At 67.5% G+C, this 19,171-nt stretch carries 15 protein-coding genes; 11 read left to right on the forward strand and 4 right to left on the reverse strand.

All coding sequences use genetic code 11. From position 1 onward, the window contains the following. Positions 1 to 13 precede the first annotated feature (13 nt). Positions 14 to 970 (reverse strand): matrixin family metalloprotease, encoded by a 957-nt coding sequence (locus AB4Y72_RS08175; protein ID WP_441425658.1) that lies wholly within the window; start codon positions 968 to 970, stop codon positions 14 to 16. Next, entirely contained in the window at positions 970 to 2,232 is a 1,263-nt protein-coding gene (locus AB4Y72_RS08180) for a VIT1/CCC1 transporter family protein (protein WP_441425659.1), read from the reverse strand. Before AB4Y72_RS08180 ends, AB4Y72_RS08175 begins: the two co-directional genes overlap by 1 nt. Before the next feature lie 260 nt (positions 2,233 to 2,492). Here AB4Y72_RS08180 and AB4Y72_RS08185 point away from each other — a divergent pair, with 260 nt between their 5' ends. Continuing rightward, entirely contained in the window at positions 2,493 to 2,729 is a 237-nt protein-coding gene (locus tag AB4Y72_RS08185) for a hypothetical protein (protein ID WP_441425660.1), read from the forward strand. 119 nt (positions 2,730 to 2,848) lie between these two features. Here AB4Y72_RS08185 and AB4Y72_RS08190 read toward each other — a convergent pair whose 3' ends face one another. Further along, positions 2,849 to 4,372: a sodium:solute symporter gene (locus AB4Y72_RS08190; protein ID WP_441425661.1), complete on the reverse strand. Its 1,524-nt coding sequence runs from the start codon at positions 4,370 to 4,372 to the stop codon at positions 2,849 to 2,851. Positions 4,373 to 4,650: 278 nt separating this feature from the next. Between AB4Y72_RS08190 and AB4Y72_RS08195 the strand changes: the two genes are divergently transcribed. Continuing rightward, positions 4,651 to 5,226 carry a helix-turn-helix domain-containing protein gene (locus AB4Y72_RS08195; RefSeq protein ID WP_028275626.1) on the forward strand — a complete coding sequence of 192 codons (576 nt, stop codon included), beginning with the start codon at positions 4,651 to 4,653 and terminating at the stop codon, positions 5,224 to 5,226. Between the two features lie 205 nt (positions 5,227 to 5,431). On the opposite strand, the gene AB4Y72_RS08200 is transcribed toward AB4Y72_RS08195, so the two are convergent. Next, positions 5,432 to 6,259: a DUF559 domain-containing protein gene (locus AB4Y72_RS08200; RefSeq protein WP_441425662.1), complete on the reverse strand. Its 828-nt coding sequence runs from the start codon at positions 6,257 to 6,259 to the stop codon at positions 5,432 to 5,434. 526 nt (positions 6,260 to 6,785) lie between these two features. Between AB4Y72_RS08200 and AB4Y72_RS08205 the strand changes: the two genes are divergently transcribed. From AB4Y72_RS08205 to AB4Y72_RS08245, 9 genes are all read left to right on the forward strand, one after another. Further along, the gene (locus tag AB4Y72_RS08205; RefSeq protein WP_441425663.1) at positions 6,786 to 8,222 is read left to right on the forward strand and encodes an ammonium transporter; all 1,437 of its coding nucleotides are present in this window, start codon (positions 6,786 to 6,788) and stop codon (positions 8,220 to 8,222) included. After that, a complete protein-coding gene (locus AB4Y72_RS08210; protein WP_441425664.1) occupies positions 8,219 to 8,560 on the forward strand; it encodes a P-II family nitrogen regulator in 342 nt (113 codons plus the stop codon). The genes AB4Y72_RS08205 and AB4Y72_RS08210 overlap by 4 nt, the downstream gene beginning before the upstream one ends. 226 nt (positions 8,561 to 8,786) lie before the next feature. Then, positions 8,787 to 9,866, forward strand: a complete 1,080-nt coding sequence (gene speB, locus AB4Y72_RS08215; protein ID WP_441425780.1) for an agmatinase — start codon at positions 8,787 to 8,789, stop codon at positions 9,864 to 9,866. Further along, the gene (locus tag AB4Y72_RS08220; RefSeq protein WP_441425665.1) at positions 9,863 to 11,527 is read left to right on the forward strand and encodes a thiamine pyrophosphate-binding protein; all 1,665 of its coding nucleotides are present in this window, start codon (positions 9,863 to 9,865) and stop codon (positions 11,525 to 11,527) included. Before speB ends, AB4Y72_RS08220 begins: the two co-directional genes overlap by 4 nt. 283 nt (positions 11,528 to 11,810) lie before the next feature. After that, entirely contained in the window at positions 11,811 to 12,296 is a 486-nt protein-coding gene (locus tag AB4Y72_RS08225) for a MarR family winged helix-turn-helix transcriptional regulator (RefSeq protein WP_441425666.1), read from the forward strand. Between the two features lie 103 nt (positions 12,297 to 12,399). Next, entirely contained in the window at positions 12,400 to 14,484 is a 2,085-nt protein-coding gene (locus tag AB4Y72_RS08230; protein WP_441425667.1) for an MDR family MFS transporter, read from the forward strand. A 321-nt stretch (positions 14,485 to 14,805) separates the two neighbouring features. Next, on the forward strand, positions 14,806 to 16,539 hold the full coding sequence (locus tag AB4Y72_RS08235; protein ID WP_441425668.1) for an ABC transporter ATP-binding protein: 1,734 nt from the start codon (positions 14,806 to 14,808) through the stop codon (positions 16,537 to 16,539). A 146-nt stretch (positions 16,540 to 16,685) separates the two neighbouring features. Continuing rightward, complete coding sequence (locus AB4Y72_RS08240) at positions 16,686 to 18,626, forward strand: ABC transporter ATP-binding protein (RefSeq protein WP_441425781.1); 1,941 nt, start codon at positions 16,686 to 16,688, stop codon at positions 18,624 to 18,626. A 98-nt stretch (positions 18,627 to 18,724) separates the two neighbouring features. Beyond that, entirely contained in the window at positions 18,725 to 19,156 is a 432-nt protein-coding gene (locus AB4Y72_RS08245; RefSeq protein WP_441425782.1) for an acyl-CoA thioesterase, read from the forward strand. Positions 19,157 to 19,171 lie beyond the last annotated feature (15 nt).

A 19,171-nucleotide genomic window follows, 5' to 3' on the forward strand; every position in this document is an offset into this window, starting at 1 on the left:
CTGTGCTGTCGAGCTAGAGGTCCTTGCGGCACCGGGCGTGGCTGAGCTCGTAGAGCCCGTTCAAGTCGCCGGCCGCCAGTCCGGCAGGGGACCCGATCTCCGGGTACATCAGCTGGGTCGGGTCATCGACGTGCTCCAGGCCCATCACGTGGCCGAGCTCGTGCAGGATCACGGCCGTGGCGTAGGCTGCGCCCTCGGCCCGGTCCAGGCCTTCCGCGATTTGCGGCGCATCCAGTTCCAGGCTGCCGGTGACGAAGCTCTTTGGCCCGTCGCCGAAACTGAAGTGGGTGCTGCCCCCGACGCCGATTACCGCGCCCTTGAGCCGCGGGGCCTGTTCCGGCGTGGTCCACGCAATCAGCAGGGGCGCCCACCGGTCCCCGTAGCGCTCCTTCTGGTAGGGCGCACGGGTTGGCGAGGGCGCCTCGTTGGTGGACCCGTCATTGATGAACGTGATCCCGGTGGCCTGCGAGATCGTCCGAATGGAGTCTCCCACGAGCCGTTCGGCGCCCTGCGGTGCCAGGGCGGCATTGACGACGTAGTGCAACGGCCGGCACGGCGAGTAGCCCACCGGACTGCCGTCGCCGTTCGTTGCGAGGAACTTGTACGAAGTACTGGCGACGTCCGGCTTCCGGGGTGTGCTGAGGGGCTTGTCCTGCTCCTCCAGCCCCGGCGGGGGAGTGTCCGTGTGGGATTCGCTGTCCGGCACGGCCGGCTGGCCCGACACCTGGCCGGACCGCGGCCGCACCTGCGGGCCGGGCTGGCTCGGTTGTGAAATGTACCCCGGGTTGTGCCCCGCTCCCCGGGTGACCTCGAAGAGCCCGGTGAAGCGGGGATCGCCGTAGATGAAGCCGGCCGCGAAGAAAGCGGCCCCGGCGATCACGGCGGCGGCGGCAAGGTTCCTGACGACCCTCAGCGCCGTGGCGGACCGGCTGTGCCGCGGCCCGCGGTCCCTGAATTCAGGACCGTCCACTAGCCGACCACGGCACCAAAGACCATGCCCAGCAGGTAGGTGACACCGGCGGCGCCCATGCCGATGGCCAGCTGGCGGAAGCCGCGGGTGGCCGGGGACGTGCCGGAGAGCAGGCCGACGATGCCGCCGGTGAGCAGCAGGGCCAGACCGACGAGGGAGGCGGAGGCGACCAGCGCGGCAAGTCCCGTCATGCCCAACAGGAACGGGATGATCGGCACGATCGCGCCCGAAGCGAAGAAGCAGAAGCTCGACGCCGCGGCACCCCACGCCGTGCCGACAGCCTCATGCTGGTCCTCGGCTTCGGGCAGTTCCGGCTGCAGGGACAGGCTCGGATCGCAGTCGCACTCCAGCAGACCCATGCGCTCCGCGACGCGGTGCTCGGCGGCTTCCCGGGACATGCCGCGGGCCAGGTACACGAGCAGGAGTTCGTTGTGCTCGATATCCAACAGCGGGGCCGCCGCCAGAGTGATCTGGGTGGGGCGGGTGGCGGCGAGGAGTTCCCGCTGAGACCGCACGGAAATGAATTCGCCGGCACCCATGGAGAGCGCCCCGGCCAGCAACCCGGCTACACCGCTGAGGAGCACCACCTGATTTCCGACGCCGGAGGCTGCCATGCCCATGACGAGGGAGAGGTTGCTGACCAGCCCATCGTTCGCGCCGAAGACGGCGGCCCGGAAAGTTCCCGCCAGCCGGTTGCGGCCCCGGGTGGCCAGTCCGCGGACCACTTCTTCATGGATTTGCTCGTCGGCAACCATGGCCGGCGTGGCGGAAGGGTCCGTGGCATAGGGGGACCGGCTCTCCGCGCGCTGCGCGAGGGCCAGGACGAAAACCGAGCCGAAGTGGCGGGCCAGGAAGCCCAGGAACCGGCTCCGGAGTGAGGCGTGCCGGTCCTTGCCGGCGTGCTCGCCCAGCAGCTGGAGCCAGTGGGCCTCGTGGCGCCCCTCGGCCTCGGCCAGTGCGAGCAGGATGGCGCGCTCCTCGCCGCTGCGGTTCTTGGCAAGATGGCGGTAGACGGCGGCCTCGGCGCGTTCATCGGCGAGGTACTGGCGCCAGCGCTTGATGTCCGCGGCGGTTGGCGTCGAGGCCGGCGTCGAACCGGGCGTCGAGGGCGTCGAAGCGGACGCGGAAGGCGTCGAGCCGGGAGCGGCGCCCGGGGCGGGGGCCTGCGGCGGGGCGCTCCTTGGCTCGGTGCGGCCGGAAGGGGCGTGTGCAGGGGGATACTGCTGAGAATCGTCGTGATCCGATTCAGTGTGCTGAGACACGAAAACTCCTGGATTTGGTCGGGCATGGTCCGGCCCCATTGCGAATCCAGAGTACCCCGTAATTCCGCGCATTTCCGGCCGGTCATCCTCAGCGCAAAGTTTAGGGACCCCGTAATTGGGCTGCTCCGGCGGGGTGTCTGACAGACAGGTTCCGGAAGCAATGGTGAGCCCTTGACCGGCCGCGCTCGCGGTGTTCGAATGAAACCCAGGGCGGGCTCTCCAGGCCCTTGCCGCCACCCCTGTCACACGGAGGTTGCATCATGGACAGCACCGGATCACACCCCATCCAGCCGGCCCGGGATTCCCTCGAATCCGATCCCGCCTACGACTACGCCGAGGACGCGCCCGTCAGTGCAGCCCAGGAATCAGAGGAAGAGGAAATTCTCGAGGAGGCCGACCGCCTCGTTCCCTTGGACGCGGACGACTTCCTAGGCGACGAGACGCCTGTAGTGCCCCTGGAAGGGGAAGAATTCCTTGAACCGGAGGAAAAGGAGTGACTTTCCGGCCCGCTTTTGGGTCGCCCTAATCGTTTATTCGCCCTAGTCGTTTAAACGCCGACGGCGGCGCCCCCGGAAAGGGGAGCGCCGCCGTCGACCTTTACCCGGCTGTCAGAATCCTAATGGGTCAGGACAGGAGTCTTTTCGTCCTCGGACGCGAGGCCGGCGACCCGCCGGTGCCAGTTCTGCATGACCGCGGGATCCGTCGGCTTGGTCAGCAGCGACACAGCAATGTAGACCACTGCTGAGGCGATGAGGCCGTAGTAGATCGGCTCGTTGGCGTAGATGCCGTCCAGCGGAACCTCGGCGTTGATTTCCAGGATGATCATGGTGCCGAGCGTGATGACCGAGCCGACGGCCATGGATGCCGCGGCGGCAACGCCGGTGCCGCGCTTCCAGACCAGGCCGCCGAGGATGGCCACGAGCAGGCCGCCCACAAGGATGTCGTAAGCAATGGTCAGGGCGGCGACGACGTCCTTGGTGATGATGGCGATCACGATTGCCACGACGCCAAGGCCCAGAACCCACATGCGGTTGGCCTTGACGTCGTGTTCCGGGTTGTCGGAGTCATCGGTGTTGACGGTCTTGCCGAACCAGCCGGCGACGAACGGCAGCACGTCGGCGCGGGCCACGGTGGCGGCCGCGATCAGGGCGCCGGAGGCGGTGGACATCATGGCGGCCACGGCGGCGGCAAGCACGAGGCCGCCGATGCCGATGGGCAGCAGGTGGGTGGCGACCTCGGCGTAGACAACGTCCTTGCCGAGTGCCTTGACGTCGATCTGCGGCAGGGCCACCCGGGCGCCGAGGCCGATCAGGGCGCCCGCGGCACCGTAGAGGATGCAGTAGATACCGGCCGTGGCACCGCCCCAACGTGCCACTTCAGGCGTCTTGGCCGTGAACACTCGCTGCCAGATGTCCTGGCCGATCAGCAGGCCGAGGGTGTACACCACAAAATAGGTGATGATCGTCTGGACGCCGATGCCGTCGATCTGGAAGAAGCTGGCGTCAACACGGGCACGGATTCCGTCGAGTCCGCCGGCGGCGTTCAGCGTGAACGGCAGCATCAGCAGGAAGATGCCCACCGTCTTGATGACGAACTGGACCTGGTCGGCCAGCGTAATGGACCACATGCCGCCGATGGTCGAATAAACCAGCACGATCGCCCCGCCGATGGCAATGGCGAGCCACCGGTCCCAGCCGAAGAGCACCACGAAGATGGTGGCGTAGGCGCCGGTGGAGGTAGCGCAGAGCATCAGCGTGTAGGCGAGCATGACGATGCCGGAGGTCTGCGTGGCGTTGCTGCCATAGCGCAGGGTCAGCATCTGCGAGACGGTGTAGATCTTCAGCTTCTGGATGGTGCCGGCGAAGAGCAGGCTCAGCAGCAGGACGCCGGAGCCGATTGCGACCACGAGCCACATGCCGGAGATGCCGAACTTGTAGCCCAGGCCCACCCCGCCGACCGTGGAAGCGCCGCCGAGGACGACGGCGGCCATGGTGCCGGTGTAGAGGAACGGGCCGAGCCGGCGGCCGGCGACGAGGAAGTCGCTATTGTTCTTGGTGCGGGACTTGCCCCACCATCCGAACGCCAGCATGGCGAGCAGATACACCACCACAATGGCGATGTTGACGAAACTAGCGTCCATAAAAGGCTCCTTGGAGCTGATTGGCAGCGTGCGCGGGCATTGCCGGGCCTCAACGGTGCGTTCGGCAAGTCTGCTGCTGCGTGACGGGTACGAGGAGGATGTCCGTCGGAACCTCCGGTATTGCCCAATAGGCAACACATGTTGCCAAACAGTATGTTGTGATCCCGGTAACAGTCAAGGCGCAATGCCGTCCTCACCGCATCCGCGTCACGAAGGCTTGTTCCCGCTAGGATTGCTCCAATGATGGGGCCAAGCGGCCGGCCGTGAAAGGTTCCTATATGAAGGCTCTACCCGTTGAACCGAGCAACGTTCCCGTTGCCATCGGTTCAAGGATCCGCGCCGCCCGGCAGTCACAGCGGCTCACCATCGAGCAGGTCGCCGACGCCACAGGGCTCACCAAAGGATTCCTCAGCCGGGTGGAGCGGGACCTCACCTCGCCCTCGGTCGCCTCCCTGGTCACCCTGTGCCAAGTCCTGTCGATCTCGATCGGCGACCTCTTCGCCGCCCCCGAAACCCACCTCACCAAGCAGAACGAGGGCCCCCGGATCTCCCTCGGGGGCGAGGGGATCGTCGAGCGCCTCCTGACCGCGCGCTCCGAGCGGCGGGTCCAGATCATCCAGGCAGTCATTGAGCCGCGCGGTCGCGGCGAGTCCGAGCTCTATGCCGTGGACTGCGACGTCGACGTCCTGCACGTGGTCAAGGGAAGTATCCGGCTGATCCTCACCAACGAGGAATTCGAGCTCAGTGCGGGGGACACCGTGACGTTCCCGGGCCGGGAACCCCACACCTGGGTCAACCCCACGGACGACGCCGTCGAGGTGCTGTGGGTGCTCGTCCCGGCCGCCAGCCGCTAGCATCCTGCGGGCTGCGGGCTGCGGGCTGCGGGCTGGCTGGGCTGGGATGGGCCCGGGCTGACCGGGCGGGGCGGTCTGCCGCTGCGCTCCTTCCCGGTTGCTAAGCCGGCGCGGGCTGCGGGCCGGCGCCCGGTCCCGGAATCCAGCGGGCGGTCCTCGTGTACCCGGCGGCAACTGGGCAGGAACGTCACGGAATGCTCTAACGTCACGGAATGCTGTGCGGGGTCCGGCTCAGCACGGCCCGAATATCGGCGATGACACGCTCCGGCTCAAGCCAGATGTGCTCCGGCATGTACCTCAGCACGGCAAACCCGTTGACCGCGGAGGCGTTGTTGCGTCCCAGATCCACGCGCATGGCCTCGCGGCTGGAGTGGAATGCGTAACCGTCCACTTCCACGATGAGGAATCCCTCAATCAGGAAGTCGACCCGGCCGATTCCGGGGAGCCGGACCTGGGTATCGAATCCAATTCCGTGCGTGGTGAAGAGGTGCTGGGCATCGACCTCCACGATTGATTCGGCGCGCAAATCCAGCTGTCGCAGGGCCTGGAGCACCGGACCCGACCGGTCGCCAATGAGCTGGGCCTTCAGCAATTCGAGGGGAATGCCGTGCAAGCGCATGGCCGACGTCGCCAGTGCTGTCGATGCGGGCGGCCTCAAACAGGACAGGGCATGCAGCGCAACGTCCTCGACCGCGGCCACTGGCAGCTGGGCAGGGCCATCGAACCTGATGGTCCTGTGCCTAATGAAGCCGGATCCGTGGCCGTGGTTGCAGGCCAGATGATGCTGGGCCGGGATTTCTCTGAGCCAGAGGCCGTAGTGCCCGGCCGCGCTGGCGCAGGTGACACGGGCATTGTGCCGGATGGCCGCAGCGAGCTCCGGCTGGCACTCGGGGAGCGCGAACACTCCTCGCCTGGGCTGGCGCGCCCCGGCACTCGTCAGCCCGGCGATGTCCGTCCGGGAGTATCCCGCGGCCAGGAGCTGGCCGGTCCGGGCGACTCCGCCGAGTTGTGCAAGGTAGTTGATGGGGTCCATGGCGCCAGTCCACAGGGTCGGCCTGGATCGCGGAAGGCGGCGATGGGGCTATGTGGGTATCGGGCTGTGCCGGCAATTCGGCGGTTTGGGCGCCCGACGGCGGTCGCTGGCTGCGTTCCTTCCCGGTTGCCGGGCCCGGGGTCGGCTCCGCGGCCGGCACGAACCCTACATCCCGGGGCGGCCCGGAAGTGGGCGGGGAAGCAACCGGGAAGGAGCGTCGGTCGGCCCTTGAGAAGTGAGTCTTGGATCGCAGTGAGTTGTGGATGGCGGCGAGTCGTGGGTGGCAGTGGCAGTGAGCAGCGGGCCGTGAATGGTGAGATGTTCGTCACATTCTGGAAATGTGCCGGAAACAGGAAATTCATCCCCGTGCCCGTCCCGTAACGTGCTCGCAAAAACAGGACAGCTTCCCTGAAACACCCCGTGGGTAGCGTCATCTGCGGGGGGACGTCTAACAGTCCCAAGTTCGTCACATGGTCTCGCCGAATCGGCGCCCTCGGAGCGCCGGCACTCGAGGAAGGCTCCCGCAATGAATTTCTCCGTTCTTGCAGTAGGGATGGCTGTTGATCCCCAGGTCCTTGACCCGGGATCGACGGCGTGGATGCTCACCGCGTCCGCTCTCGTCCTGCTGATGACCCCTGGGCTCGCGTTCTTCTACGGCGGGCTCGTCAGAATGAAATCCGTCCTCAACATCATGATGATGAGCTTCGGCGCCATGGGCGTGGTGGCCGTCGTCTGGGCCCTTTGGGGCTACGGCCTGGCCTTCGGGCCGGACACGTTGGGCGGGTTCATCGGCGATCCCTTCACGAACTTCGGCCTCAGCGGGCTGACCACCAGCATTGGCTCCAAGGCGCCCGGCCTGCCGGACATGGTGTTCATCGGGTTCCAGGCCACGTTCGCCATCATTACCGTTGCGCTGATCAGCGGGGCCGTGGCCGAGCGCGTCCGGTTCGGCCCCTGGCTCCTCTTTGCCGGGCTCTGGGTCACGCTCGTCTACGCGCCGATCGCCCACTGGGTGTGGGGCGGCGGCATCTTCGGACCCACCGGCATTATCGGCAGCAAGATCTCGGCCCTCGACTTCGCTGGCGGCACAGTGGTCCACATGAACGCCGGCATGGCCGGCCTCATGCTGGCGGTGGTGCTCGGCAAGCGGCTTGGTTTCATGAAGGACCCCAACATTCGCCCGCATAACCTGCCGTTTGTCATGCTCGGCGCGGGCCTCCTCTGGTTTGGCTGGTTCGGCTTCAACGCCGGCTCGGAACTCGCCGCCGACGCCACGGCCGCCCTCGCGTGGACCAACACGCTGCTTGCCACCAGTGCCGCCCTGCTCGGCTGGCTGTTCGTGGAGCGGTTGCGCGACGGACATGCCACGTCGCTTGGCGCCGCCTCTGGTGCTGTTGCGGGACTCGTGGCCGTCACCCCGGCCTGCGGGTTCATCGACCCCGTCGGGGCAATCCTGATCGGCACCGTCGCGGGCGCCGTTTGTGCGCTCGCCGTCGGGCTGAAGTTCAAGATCGGGCTGGATGACTCCTTGGACGTCGTGGCGGTGCACTTCGTCGGCGGCCTCTGGGGGACCCTGTCCCTGGGCTTCTTCGCGCTTCCCTCCGCCAAGACCGGCGGCGGACTGTTCTACGGCGGCGGCCTGGCGCAGTTCTGGCCGCAGATTCTCACCGCGCTGATTGTCACAGCCTGGAGTGCCGTGATGACCCTGCTGATTGGCTTCGCAATCCACAAGACCATCGGCATGCGCGTCTCGGAGGCCGACGAGCTCTCCGGCATCGACGTGACAGAACATGCCGAGACGGCCTACGAACTCCTCATGGTCGGCGGCAGCTTCCACCCCGCGGGCCCGCATGCCATCCCCGACCCCGCCCCGCACGCTCAGGCCCAGGCGCAGGCCCCGGCGCAGGTTCAGGCTCCAGCGGAGGCCGAAAGTGAGGCCGCCCGGGGCCGGGTGTCGACATGAAGCTCGTTACGGCCATTGTGCGGCCGGACAGGGTCGACGCCGTCAGTGCGGCGCTGGAGCGGTTTGGAGTCAACGGCCTGACAGTGAGCCAGGCCAGCGGCTACGGCCGGCAGCGCGGCCATATCGAGGTCTACCGGGGCGCCGAATACAGCTCCGACCTGCTGCCCAAGGCGCGGCTGGAAGTGCTGGTCAACGAGGACGCCCTGGCCGGCGTCATGGCCGCCATCGAGGAAGGCGGGCGGACGGGCCGCTTCGGCGACGGCAAGATCTGGATCATGGAAGTGCGCGACGCCGTCCGGGTCCGGACAGGGGAGCGGGGCGCCTCGGCCATCGCCTGAAGCGCCCGCCCCGCTCCAGACCCCGCGCCCGGCCCGTCGCCGCCCGGCTGGGGCCCGGCCCGGTTGGGGATCGGCCCCCGAGGGGAGCCCTCCGGTTGGGGGTGGCTCCCCTCGCGGACCCGGAGTGGCCCGAAGGTACATGGTAAACAAATGATGCGCAGCATGAAACTCCAAGTGTATGATGGCTGTCACAACCGTCGTTCAATCCTCGGAGGAGAGGCTTCTTTTGGAAGAGCTGCGCATCGAGGCCAATGGCAACCTTGGCCCCATCGATTCATCCCGTATCCCGCGCTATGCCGGGGCTGCCACGTATGCCCGCCTGCCGCGGCTTGACCAGGTGGCCAAGGCGGACGTCACGGTCGTCGGCGTGCCGTTCGATTCCGGCGTCTCCTACCGTCCGGGTGCGCGCTTCGGTGCCAACCACGTCCGTGAAGCCAGCCGGCTGCTGCGGCCGTACAACCCGGCCTGGGACGTCAGCCCCTTCGAGACCATCCAGGTGGCCGACGCCGGCGACATGGCCGTCAACCCGTTCAACATCAACGAGGCCATCGAAACCATCCAGCAGAACGCCCTGGACCTGACGGCGGCCGGCAGCAAGCTGCTGACCCTCGGTGGCGACCACACCATCGCCCTGCCGCTGCTGCGCGCCGCCGCTGAGCGCGCGGGCGAGCCGATTGCCATGCTGCACTTCGACGCGCACCTGGACACCTGGGACACGTACTTCGGCGCCGAGTATACGCACGGCACCCCCTTCCGCCGCGCCGTCGAGGAAGGCATCCTCGACACCGAGGCCATCAGCCACATCGGCACCCGCGGGCCGCTCTACGGCAAGAAGGACCTCGACGACGACCACCGCTTCGGCTTCGGCATCGTCACCTCCGCGGACGTCTACTACCAGGGCGTCCTGGAAACCGTCGCCAAGGTCCGGGACCGGATCGGCAACCGCCCGCTCTACATTTCGGTGGACATCGACGTCCTTGACCCCGCGCACGCGCCGGGCACCGGCACGCCGGAAGCCGGCGGCATCACCAGCCGCGAACTGCTGGAAATCATCCGCGGCTTCCGCGGCATGAACCTGGTGGGGGCCGACGTCGTCGAGGTCGCCCCCGCGTATGACCACGCCGAGATCACCGGTGTCGCGGCCAGCCACGTCGCCTACGAGCTCGTGACCCTGATGGCGGACCGCGCCGTCGAGGGCAACCGCTTCGGCGCCCCGAACGGCTACGCCGCCCAGGCCCTCGGACAGGAATCCCGCCGCGCCGCAGGCTTCGGTGCCACTGTCGCTACCCCGGCGTCTTCCAAGTGACCGGCGTGCGCAACGGCGGGGACCTCGTCGTCGAGACCCTCGAGGCGCTGGGCGCCAAGACGGTCTTCGGCATCCCGGGCCAGCATGCCCTGGGCCTGTTCGATGCGATGGGGCGCGGAAACCTGCACTTCGTCTCCTCCCGGGTCGAGAACAACTCGGCCTTCGCCGCGGACGGGTACTCCCGCGCCACCGGCGAGGTTGGAGTCCTGTTCCTCTCCACCGGTCCGGGCGCGCTGACGTCCCTGGCCGGGCTGCAGGAGGCCTACGCCACCGGCGTGCCCATGGTGGTCGTGGCCAGCCAGATCCCGCTGGAGGGCCTCGGCGCCCGGCGCAAGGGCATGCTGCACCAGCTCGATGACCAGAAGGCCTCGGCCGCGAACGTCACCAAGTCCCAGCGGCTGATCCAGCACGCCTCCGGCATTCCTTCGGCCATCCAGGATGCCTGGACCGAGGCGATCTCCTCGCCGCAGGGCCCCGTGTGGCTGGAAATCCCGCAGAACGTCCTGCTGGACCCCATCATGGTGCCCCCGGTGGAGGATGCGCTGGCCGAGGCCGCGGACAACCCGCCCCGGGTGGAGCTGGTCCGCGAGGCCGTGAAGTGGCTCTCGACGGCGGAGCGTCCCGCGATCATCGCCGGCGGCGGCACCCGCCGCGGCCGGGCCGAGAAGTCCCTGCTCTCGATTGCGGAAAAGCTGCGGGCGCCGGTGATCTGCACGCCCGGCGGCAACGGCGCGTTCCCCTGGAACCACGAACTCTCGCTCCAGGCCTGGATCGAGGACCGGTACATGACCGAGCTGCTCGAGGACGCCGACGTCCTGATCGTGATCGGCTCCTCGCTTGGGGAAGTGACCTCGAACTACTTCACCTTCGAACCGCGCGGCCGGATCATCCAGATCGACGCCGAACCCCGGGTCCTGGAATCCAACCGGCCCGGTCTGGGCATCCGGGCCGATGCCGGGCAGGCCCTCGCCGCCCTCGACGAGGCGCTGACCGAACCGCACGGCGAACGCGCCGACTGGCACGGCACAGCCCCCGAGGCCCTGGTCAAGGACACCCTGGCCAAGGTCAAGGCACGGCTGGAATCCCAGGACCTGGCCAAGGAACTGGCCTTCATGGCCGACATCCGCGAGGCCGTTCCCGCGGGCATGCAGACGTTCTGGGACATGACGATCTCGGCCTACTGGGCCTGGAGCTGCTGGGACGCCCGCGAGGGCCAATTCCACTCCGCGCAGGGCGCCGGCGGGCTGGGCTTCGGCTTCCCCGCGGCGATCGGCGGCGCCGTGGGACTGGAAACCACGGGCAAGTCCGGCGGTTCGGCCCGGGTGCTGGCCGTCTCCGGCGACGGCTCGGCGATGTACTCCATCTCCGAGCTAGCCACCGCGAAGCAGCACAATGTCCCGGTCACCTGGCTGATCGTGGACGACGGCGGCTACGGCATCCTGCGCGAATACATGGTCGGCGCCTTCGGCAAGGCCACGGCCACCGAGCTGGCCCGGCCTGACTTCGTCAAGCTCGCCGAGGCCTTCGGCGTCCCGGCCGTCCGGGTCGCCCCCGAGGACGTCGGGGACGCGCTCAAGGCAGGGTTTGCCGCGGACGGGCCCAACGTCGTCGTGGTCGAAACGCTGCTCAAGATGTTCGGCCCCACCCACCTGGCCACCTAAACAGGCCTGCCGTCCCTCCGCAGGAAAACGGCACCACCACAGCACTCCACGGCAGCAACGCCCAACAGCGCGGACCGCCGGATCCGCCCCTCATTGCGAGGGGCGGACCCGGCGGTCCGCGTTTGCTGTTTAAGCGTCCTCGTGGGCCGCGGCACGGCGCCCACGGGCACCTCACAGGGCACCCCAAAGGGAGGGCCAAAGCGACGGCTCACTAGGGTTAGTTTCCCAAAGTAACCATTTTGCGATATAGTTGCCTAGGGCAAACAAAAGAGGGGTGTCCATCGTGTCAGTTGAATCCAACGCTGCAGCCAAACTCGTTTACCAGATCTTCGACCTTCAACGCGCTGTCCGCTGCGTGGCCGCCGCCAACCTGCGGGGGCAGGACACCGGAGTGGCGCTGCAGGGAGTTCTCCGCTTTGTGGGGGAGGGCGAATCCCGGGCCACGCATCTTGCGGAGCGGCTCGGCGTCAGCGCCCCGGTTCTCAGCCGGCACATCGCCGAACTCGAGGAACAGGGCTACGTGGTCCGCCGGCCGGACCCCGAGGACGGCCGCGCGCAACTGATCGCCCTGTCGGCCGCCGGCGCCGACAAGCTGCGCCTCATCGAAGACCACCGCACGGCAACCATCCAGGACCTGCTGCAGGACTGGAGCCAGGACGACGTCGAACTGACGGCACGCACCCTGAAGAAACTTGCTGGGTCCCTCAGGACCTCAGCCCGGGCAACGACGGCCGGACCCACGAATACGACCGAAATTGTTGAGGAGTAGATATATGGCCAGCCACGCCGCCGCCACAGGGCCGTCCCCGGCCCCGTCGGACATCCAGCGGGGGGCGCCCCGCGCATCCCAGCCCGCCGCAGAACCTGCGGCAATGACCCACCGCCAGATCATGGAAGCTCTCACGGGGCTGCTGGCGGCCTTCTTCACCGCCATCCTGAGCAGCACGATCGTGACGAACGCGCTGCCCACCATCATGTCCGAGCTCCACGGCACCCAGACGGACTTCGCCTGGGTAATTACCGCAGCGCTCCTGGCCAACGCGGCCACCACCCCGATCTGGGGCAAGCTGGCGGACCTCTTTAACAAGAAGATCCTCGTCCAGCTGAGCATCGTGATCTTCGTGGCCGGCTCCGTCATGGCCGGCCTGTCCGAGACCATCCCGCTGCTGCTGACCGCCCGCGTCATCCAGGGCATCGCCTTGGGTGGACTCACCGCCCTGGCCCAGGCCATCATCGGCTCGATGATCCCGCCGCGTGACCGCGGGAAGTACTCCGGCTACATGGGAGGCGTCATGGCCGTGGGCACCGCCGGCGGCCCGCTGCTCGGCGGCTTCATCGTGGACAGCCCGCTGGGCTGGCGCTGGACGTTCTTCGTCTGCGTCCCGCTCGCCGTCGTCGCGCTCATCCTGCTGCAGGTCACCTTGAAGATCCAGCACGTCAAGCGCCCCGCCAAGATCGACTGGCTCGGCTCCATCCTGTTGACCTCCGGCGTCAGCCTGCTGCTCATCTGGGTCTCCTTTGCCGGCAACCCCGACTACTACGACTGGTGGTCCTGGCAGACGGTCGCCATGGTGGGCGGCGGTGTCCTGCTCCTGGGTCTGCTGGTGCTGGTGGAATCCCGGGTGGCCCAGCCCATCATCCCGCTCAAGATCATCTCGGAGCGGACCACCGCCCTCGCCATCCTCGCCTCGGTGGCCGTCGGCGTGGGCATGTTCGGTTCCTCGGCCTTCCTGGGCCAGTACTACCAGGTGGCACGCGGTGCCACCCCCACGGAAGCCGGCCTGCTCACACTGCCCATGATCGCGGGCAACCTCATCGGATCCGTCGCCTCCGGCATGCTCATCAGCCGCACCGGCAAGTGGAAGCGGTACCTGATCGCCGGCTCCATCCTGCTGGCCGGAGGCCTCGGCCTGGCCGGTACCATGGACCACACCACTGACCTGTGGCTGACCGGCATCTACACGGCCATCCTCGGCATCGGCCTGGGCTTGCTGATGCAGAACCTCGTCCTCGCCGTGCAGAACACGGTCCAGGCCAAGGACATCGGCACGGCGAGCGCCTCTGTCGCCTTCTTCCGGTCCTTCGGAGGCGCCATCGGCGTCTCGGTCCTGGGTGCCGTCCTGGGCAACCGGGTCAAGGAACTCGCGGTGGAGGGGCTCGCGGCCGCAGGGATCAAGGTTCCGGCGGGATCCTCGGGGGCCAGCATGGACCTCAAGGACATGCCGGCACCGATCCGCGACATCATGCGGGCCGCCTACGGCGACGCGATCGCCGAAGTCTTCACGATCGCGGCAATCGTCGGCCTCGTGGCCCTGGTGGCCATCCTGTTCATCAAGGAACGCCCCCTGCGCCGCACGGTTGATATCCGGCCGGAACCTGCCGGGCACGCAGGAGACGCGGCCGCCGACGCCGCGGCAGCCGCCGCCGGAGGTGCTTCAGCGACTGCTTTGGGGCACACCTCGCGGAATAGCGCGGACGACGCCGTCAAGCTCGCCTCGTCCGCCGAGGGAACCGGCATCGTGGACCTGGACCGGGAATTCATCGAGGTGCTCAGCCGGGAGCGTGCCGAATCCCGATTTCCGGACGCCGCCCGCCGTGAGGCCGGTCTGGCTTCGGACCCGGCATCCCGTCCGGACGAGTTCGGCGCGCAGCGTGCGGAGCGGGAAGGCGCCCGTCAGCGGGCCCGGACCCTCGTAGCCGATAACCGGCCGGAGCCCGCCGACGTGGTACCCGTGCTGCTGCAGACGCAGCAACTGCTGGCGGAACAGCAGCTCCAGCTGGCCGAGGCGCTGCGTGCCGTCTACGAGCAGGCTGCGGAGCAGCGTGCGATTGCCGAGGAACAGGCCCGGGTTGCCAAGGAGCTCACGGCCGTCCGCCGGCACCTGGCCAAGCAGCGCAAGATGCAGCGCGCGGCTGCCGACTACATCGCCACGCACGGCCGGCACCGCACGGAGTAAGTGAAGGGTACCGGTAGCGCCGGAACCTCGAGGCCCCGCGGCCGCCCCCAGGGCGCCGCGGGGTCTTCTCATGTGCTGGCAAGCGTCAAAATACACCGATTGGATGATTTTCGGTGTCCCGTGTTCCACCCGGGCGGGGGATTTCGTAGAGTTGGATCGCTATTGCTGTCGGACCTGCGGGTTAGTCTCCCATTAGCTCTCCAACGCACTTCATCATCGGTCATCTCGTCATCGGTCATCTGGTCAACGGTCACTGTTCGCAGTAACCAGATGCGCAGTATCCGGTTTCGTATCATTCGGTCTTCCAAAGGACTCGTGGGCATGCTCGTCACCCTTATGCGGCGCTATTCCAAGCCGTATCTGCCATACATTGCGGCTGTGGTCGTCTTTCAGCTCGCTTCGACCATCGCGGCGCTGTACCTCCCCAGCCTGAATGCCCAGATCATCGACGAGGGCGTCTCCCGCGGCGACACGGACTACATCTGGCGCACCGGCGGTGTGATGCTCGGAGTCGCCCTGATCCAGGTGGCCACCGCGATCGCCGGGGTCTACTTCGGCTCTAAGGCCGCGATGGCCTTCGGCCGGGACCTGCGCCGGGGCGTCTTCCGCAAGGTCAGCAGCTTCTCGGCGCGGGACGTCAACGTCTTCGGGGCCCCCACCCTGATCACGCGCGGCACCAACGATGTCCAACAGGTCCAGATGCTCATGCTCATGGCGCTGAACTTTATGGTGGCCACGCCCATCATGTGCATCGGCGGCATCGTCATGGCCCTGCGCGAGGACCTCAACCTGTCCTGGCTCGTCTGGGTCGCGGTGCCCCTGCTCGTGGTGGTGGTGGGCTACCTCGTGGTCCGCCTCATGCCGCTCTTCCGCTCCATGCAGCAGAAGATCGACCGGCTCAACGGTGTCCTGCGCGAACAGATCATCGGCATCCGCGTGGTCCGGGCCTTCGTGCGCGAGCCCCACGAGGCCGAGCGCTTCGGCGCCGCCAACAAGGAACTCACCGACGTCTCGCTGAAGATCGGATCCTTGTTCGTGCTGATGTTCCCCGCCATCGGCATGATCCTGCACATCTCCACCGCCGCGGTGCTGTGGTTCGGCGGCCAGCGCGTGGATGCCGGTGAGATGCAGGTGGGCTCCCTGACGGCCTTCCTGCAGTACCTCCTGCAGATCCTCATGGCCGTCATGATGGGCACCTTCATGGCCATGATGATTCCCCGTGCCTCGGTCTGTGCCGACCGGATCGGCGAAGTTCTCGACGTCGAACCCTCCATCCACGCCCCGCTCACCCCGGTGGCGCCCGCTGCAAAGGCCGGCCGGGTGGAGTTCCGGAACGTCACCTTCGCCTACCCCGGCGCCGAGGCGCCGGTGCTGAGCAACATCAGTTTCACGGCCGAGCCCGGCCAGACGGTCGCGATCATCGGTTCCACCGGCGCGGGCAAGTCGAGCCTGCTGGCCCTGCTGCCGCGGCTCTACGACGCCGATTCGGGGGAGGTCCTGCTCGATGGCGTCCCCGTCACAAACCTGGACCGGGCCGAGATCACGCAGCGGGTCGCCATGGTGCCGCAGCGGCCCTACCTGTTCTCCGGAACCATTGAGCACAACCTGCGCTTCGGCAAGCCCGAGGCCACGGATGAGGACCTGTGGGAGGCGCTGACCGTTGCCCAGGCCGCGGACTTCGTGCGCGACAAGAAGGGCGGCCTCGACTCGCGGATCGCCCAGGGCGGCACCAACGTCTCCGGCGGGCAGCGCCAGCGGCTCTGCATCGCCCGCGCCCTCGTGACCGAACCCAAAGTCTTCCTGTTCGACGACTCGTTCTCCGCCCTCGACGTCGCCACCGACGCCAGACTCCGCCGCGCACTCAAGGCCAAGACAGCCGACGCCACCGTCATCATTGTTGGCCAGCGGGTGTCCACCATCGCCGATGCGGACCAGATCCTCGTGCTGGACGACGGCAGGATCGTGGACCGCGGAACACATGAGGAACTGTTGGAAAACTCCAGCACCTACCAGGAAATCGTCGAATCCCAGCTGAGCGCGGAGGCAGTGGCATGAGCACCAACGAGAAAGTCTCCAGCCCGCCCGCCCAGGCCCCGGACGGGACAGCACCGCACACCGCAGCTGGCGGGGCCACCACGGCCGAGGTGACAGACGTGGACTTCCTCGAGGAGGAGTACACGCCCGGCGAAGCCGACGGCGGCATGTTCGGCGCTGTACCGGCCAAGAAGGCCCAGCACTTCTGGCCCTCGGCCAAGCGGCTCATGGGGCTGCTGAAGCCCGAGCGCGCAGGCATCATCGCGGTCCTCGCCATGGTGACGGTCGCCGTCGTCCTGAACGTTATCGCCCCGCGGATCCTGGGCCAGGCGATGGACGTGATCTTCGCCGGAGTCGTTGGCAAGCAGCTTCCGGCAGGGGCCACCAAGGACCAGTTCATCGCGGGCCTGCGCGCCCAGGGCCAGGACAACTTTGCCGACATGCTGGCCAGGATGGATGTGGTGCCCGGCGCCGGCGTCGATTTCCAGAAGCTCGCGTTCCTCATCAGCGTGGTGCTGGTGATGTACTTCGTCGCCAACATCTTCTTGTGGCTGCAGGGCTACGTCCTGAACGTGCTGGTCATGCGCGTGGTCCGCACACTGCGCGACGACACCGAGAAGAAACTCAACCGGCTGCCGCTGAACTACTTCGATACCCGCCAGCGCGGCGACATCCTCTCCCGCGTTACGAACGACGTCGACAACATCCAGCAGGCGCTCCAGCAGGCATTCGCGCAGCTGGTGAACTCGGCCCTGACGGTGATCGGGATCGTCATCATGATGTTCATCGTGTCGTGGCAGCTGGCCCTGATCGCACTCGTCGCGCTCCCGCTCTCCGGGGTGGCCGCCGGCATGATCGGCGCCCGCAGCCAGAAACTCTTCGCCGCCCAATGGAAGAACACCGGAGAGCTCAACGGCCAGATCGAGGAATCCTTCTCCGGCCACGACCTGGTCCGCGTCTTCGGCCGCGACGCCGACATGCTGGCCCGCTTCGACGAGCGGAACGAGGAACTCTACAGGGCCAGCTTCGGCGCCCAGTTCGTGTCCGGCATGATCATGCCGGTCATGCAGTTCATCTCCTACCTCAGCTACGTGGGGATCGCCGTCGTCGGCGGCCTGCGGGTGGCATCAGGCGCCATGAGCCTGGGTGACGCCACGGCGTTCATCCAGTACTCGCGCGAGTTCACCCAGCCGCTGGGGCAGATGGCCGGCATGGCCAACATGCTGCAGTCCGGCGTCGCGTCCGCCGAACGGGTCTTCGAATTCCTCGACGCCGACGAACAGGACGCCGAGACCGCCACCGAGCACCTCCCGGCCAAGACGGACGGCCATGTCGAGTTCCAGCACGTCACCTTTAGCTACTCGCCGGACAAGCCGCTGATCGAGGACCTGTCCTTCACCGCCGAACCCGGGCACACCGTGGCGATCGTGGGACCGACCGGGGCGGGCAAGACCACCCTGGTCAACCTTGTGATGCGTTTCTACGAGCTCAACGCCGGACGCATTACCCTGGACGGGGTGGACATCACCCGGCTGAGCCGGTCGGAGCTGCGCGCCAAGGTCGGCATGGTGCTCCAGGACGCGTGGCTGTTCGGCGGAACCATCTACGAGAACATCCGCTACGGCAAGCTGGACGCCACGGAAGAACAGATCATGGCAGCGGCCAAGGCCACCTTCGTGGACCGGTTCGTCCGCGCCCTGCCGGACGGTTACAACACGATCATTGACGAGGAAGGCAACAACGTCAGCGCCGGCGAAAAGCAGCTGATCACCATCGCCCGGGCCTTCGTGGCGAACCCGTCGCTGCTAATCCTGGACGAGGCCACGAGCTCGGTGGACACCCGCACCGAAGCCCTGGTGCAAAAGGCCATGGCTGCGCTGCGCACCGAGCGCACCAGCTTCGTGATCGCCCACCGCCTCTCCACCATCCGGGACGCGGACACCATCCTGGTCATGGAAGCCGGACGGATTGTCGAGCAGGGCCGGCACGCCCGCCTGCTGGCGCTGCAGGGCGCCTACTACCGGTTGTACATGTCCCAGTTCGCCGGGGAAGACGCGGACGCGGCCCTGACGGATGCCGCGGAAGACGCGACGGCGGTGCACAGCTGAGCGCCGCCGCGCCCCGCGCCGGTGAAGGCCCGGCCGTGGAGGGGCCAGCCGGGGAGGGGGCGGGCACGGAAAGCCGGCGGCTCGAAGTGGAAGTTCCGATGCGCTGGGGCGACATGGACGCCTACGGGCACATCAACAACGTCCAGATTGTCCGGATCCTGGAGGAAGCGCGGATCGCCGCGTTCGGCCCGCCCCGCGGGCCCGGACTGCCCGGGACCGAACCTCTGGTGTCGCTCTTCAACGACATCCCGGCGGGGACCCTGGCGCTGGTGGTCGAGCACAAGATCAGGTACGTCAGGACGCTGGAATACCGGAACGTGCCGGCCGTGGTCCAGCTGTGGATCGGGGCGGTCAAGGGCGCCAGCTTCGACATCCACTACCTGGTGCAGGATCCCGTCACCCGGGAGGACTGCGTCCGGGCGACAAGCCATCTGGCGTTCGTTGATGAGGCCACCGGGCGGGTGCTGCGGCTGACCGGGGAACAGAAGGAGCGGCTGGCCCCCTACACCCGCGCCCACCCGGTCCAATAGCCCTACCCGCGGCGT

The organism is Arthrobacter sp. YAF34 (assembly GCF_052113245.1).
Taxonomy (GTDB): Bacteria; Actinomycetota; Actinomycetes; order Actinomycetales; family Micrococcaceae; genus Arthrobacter.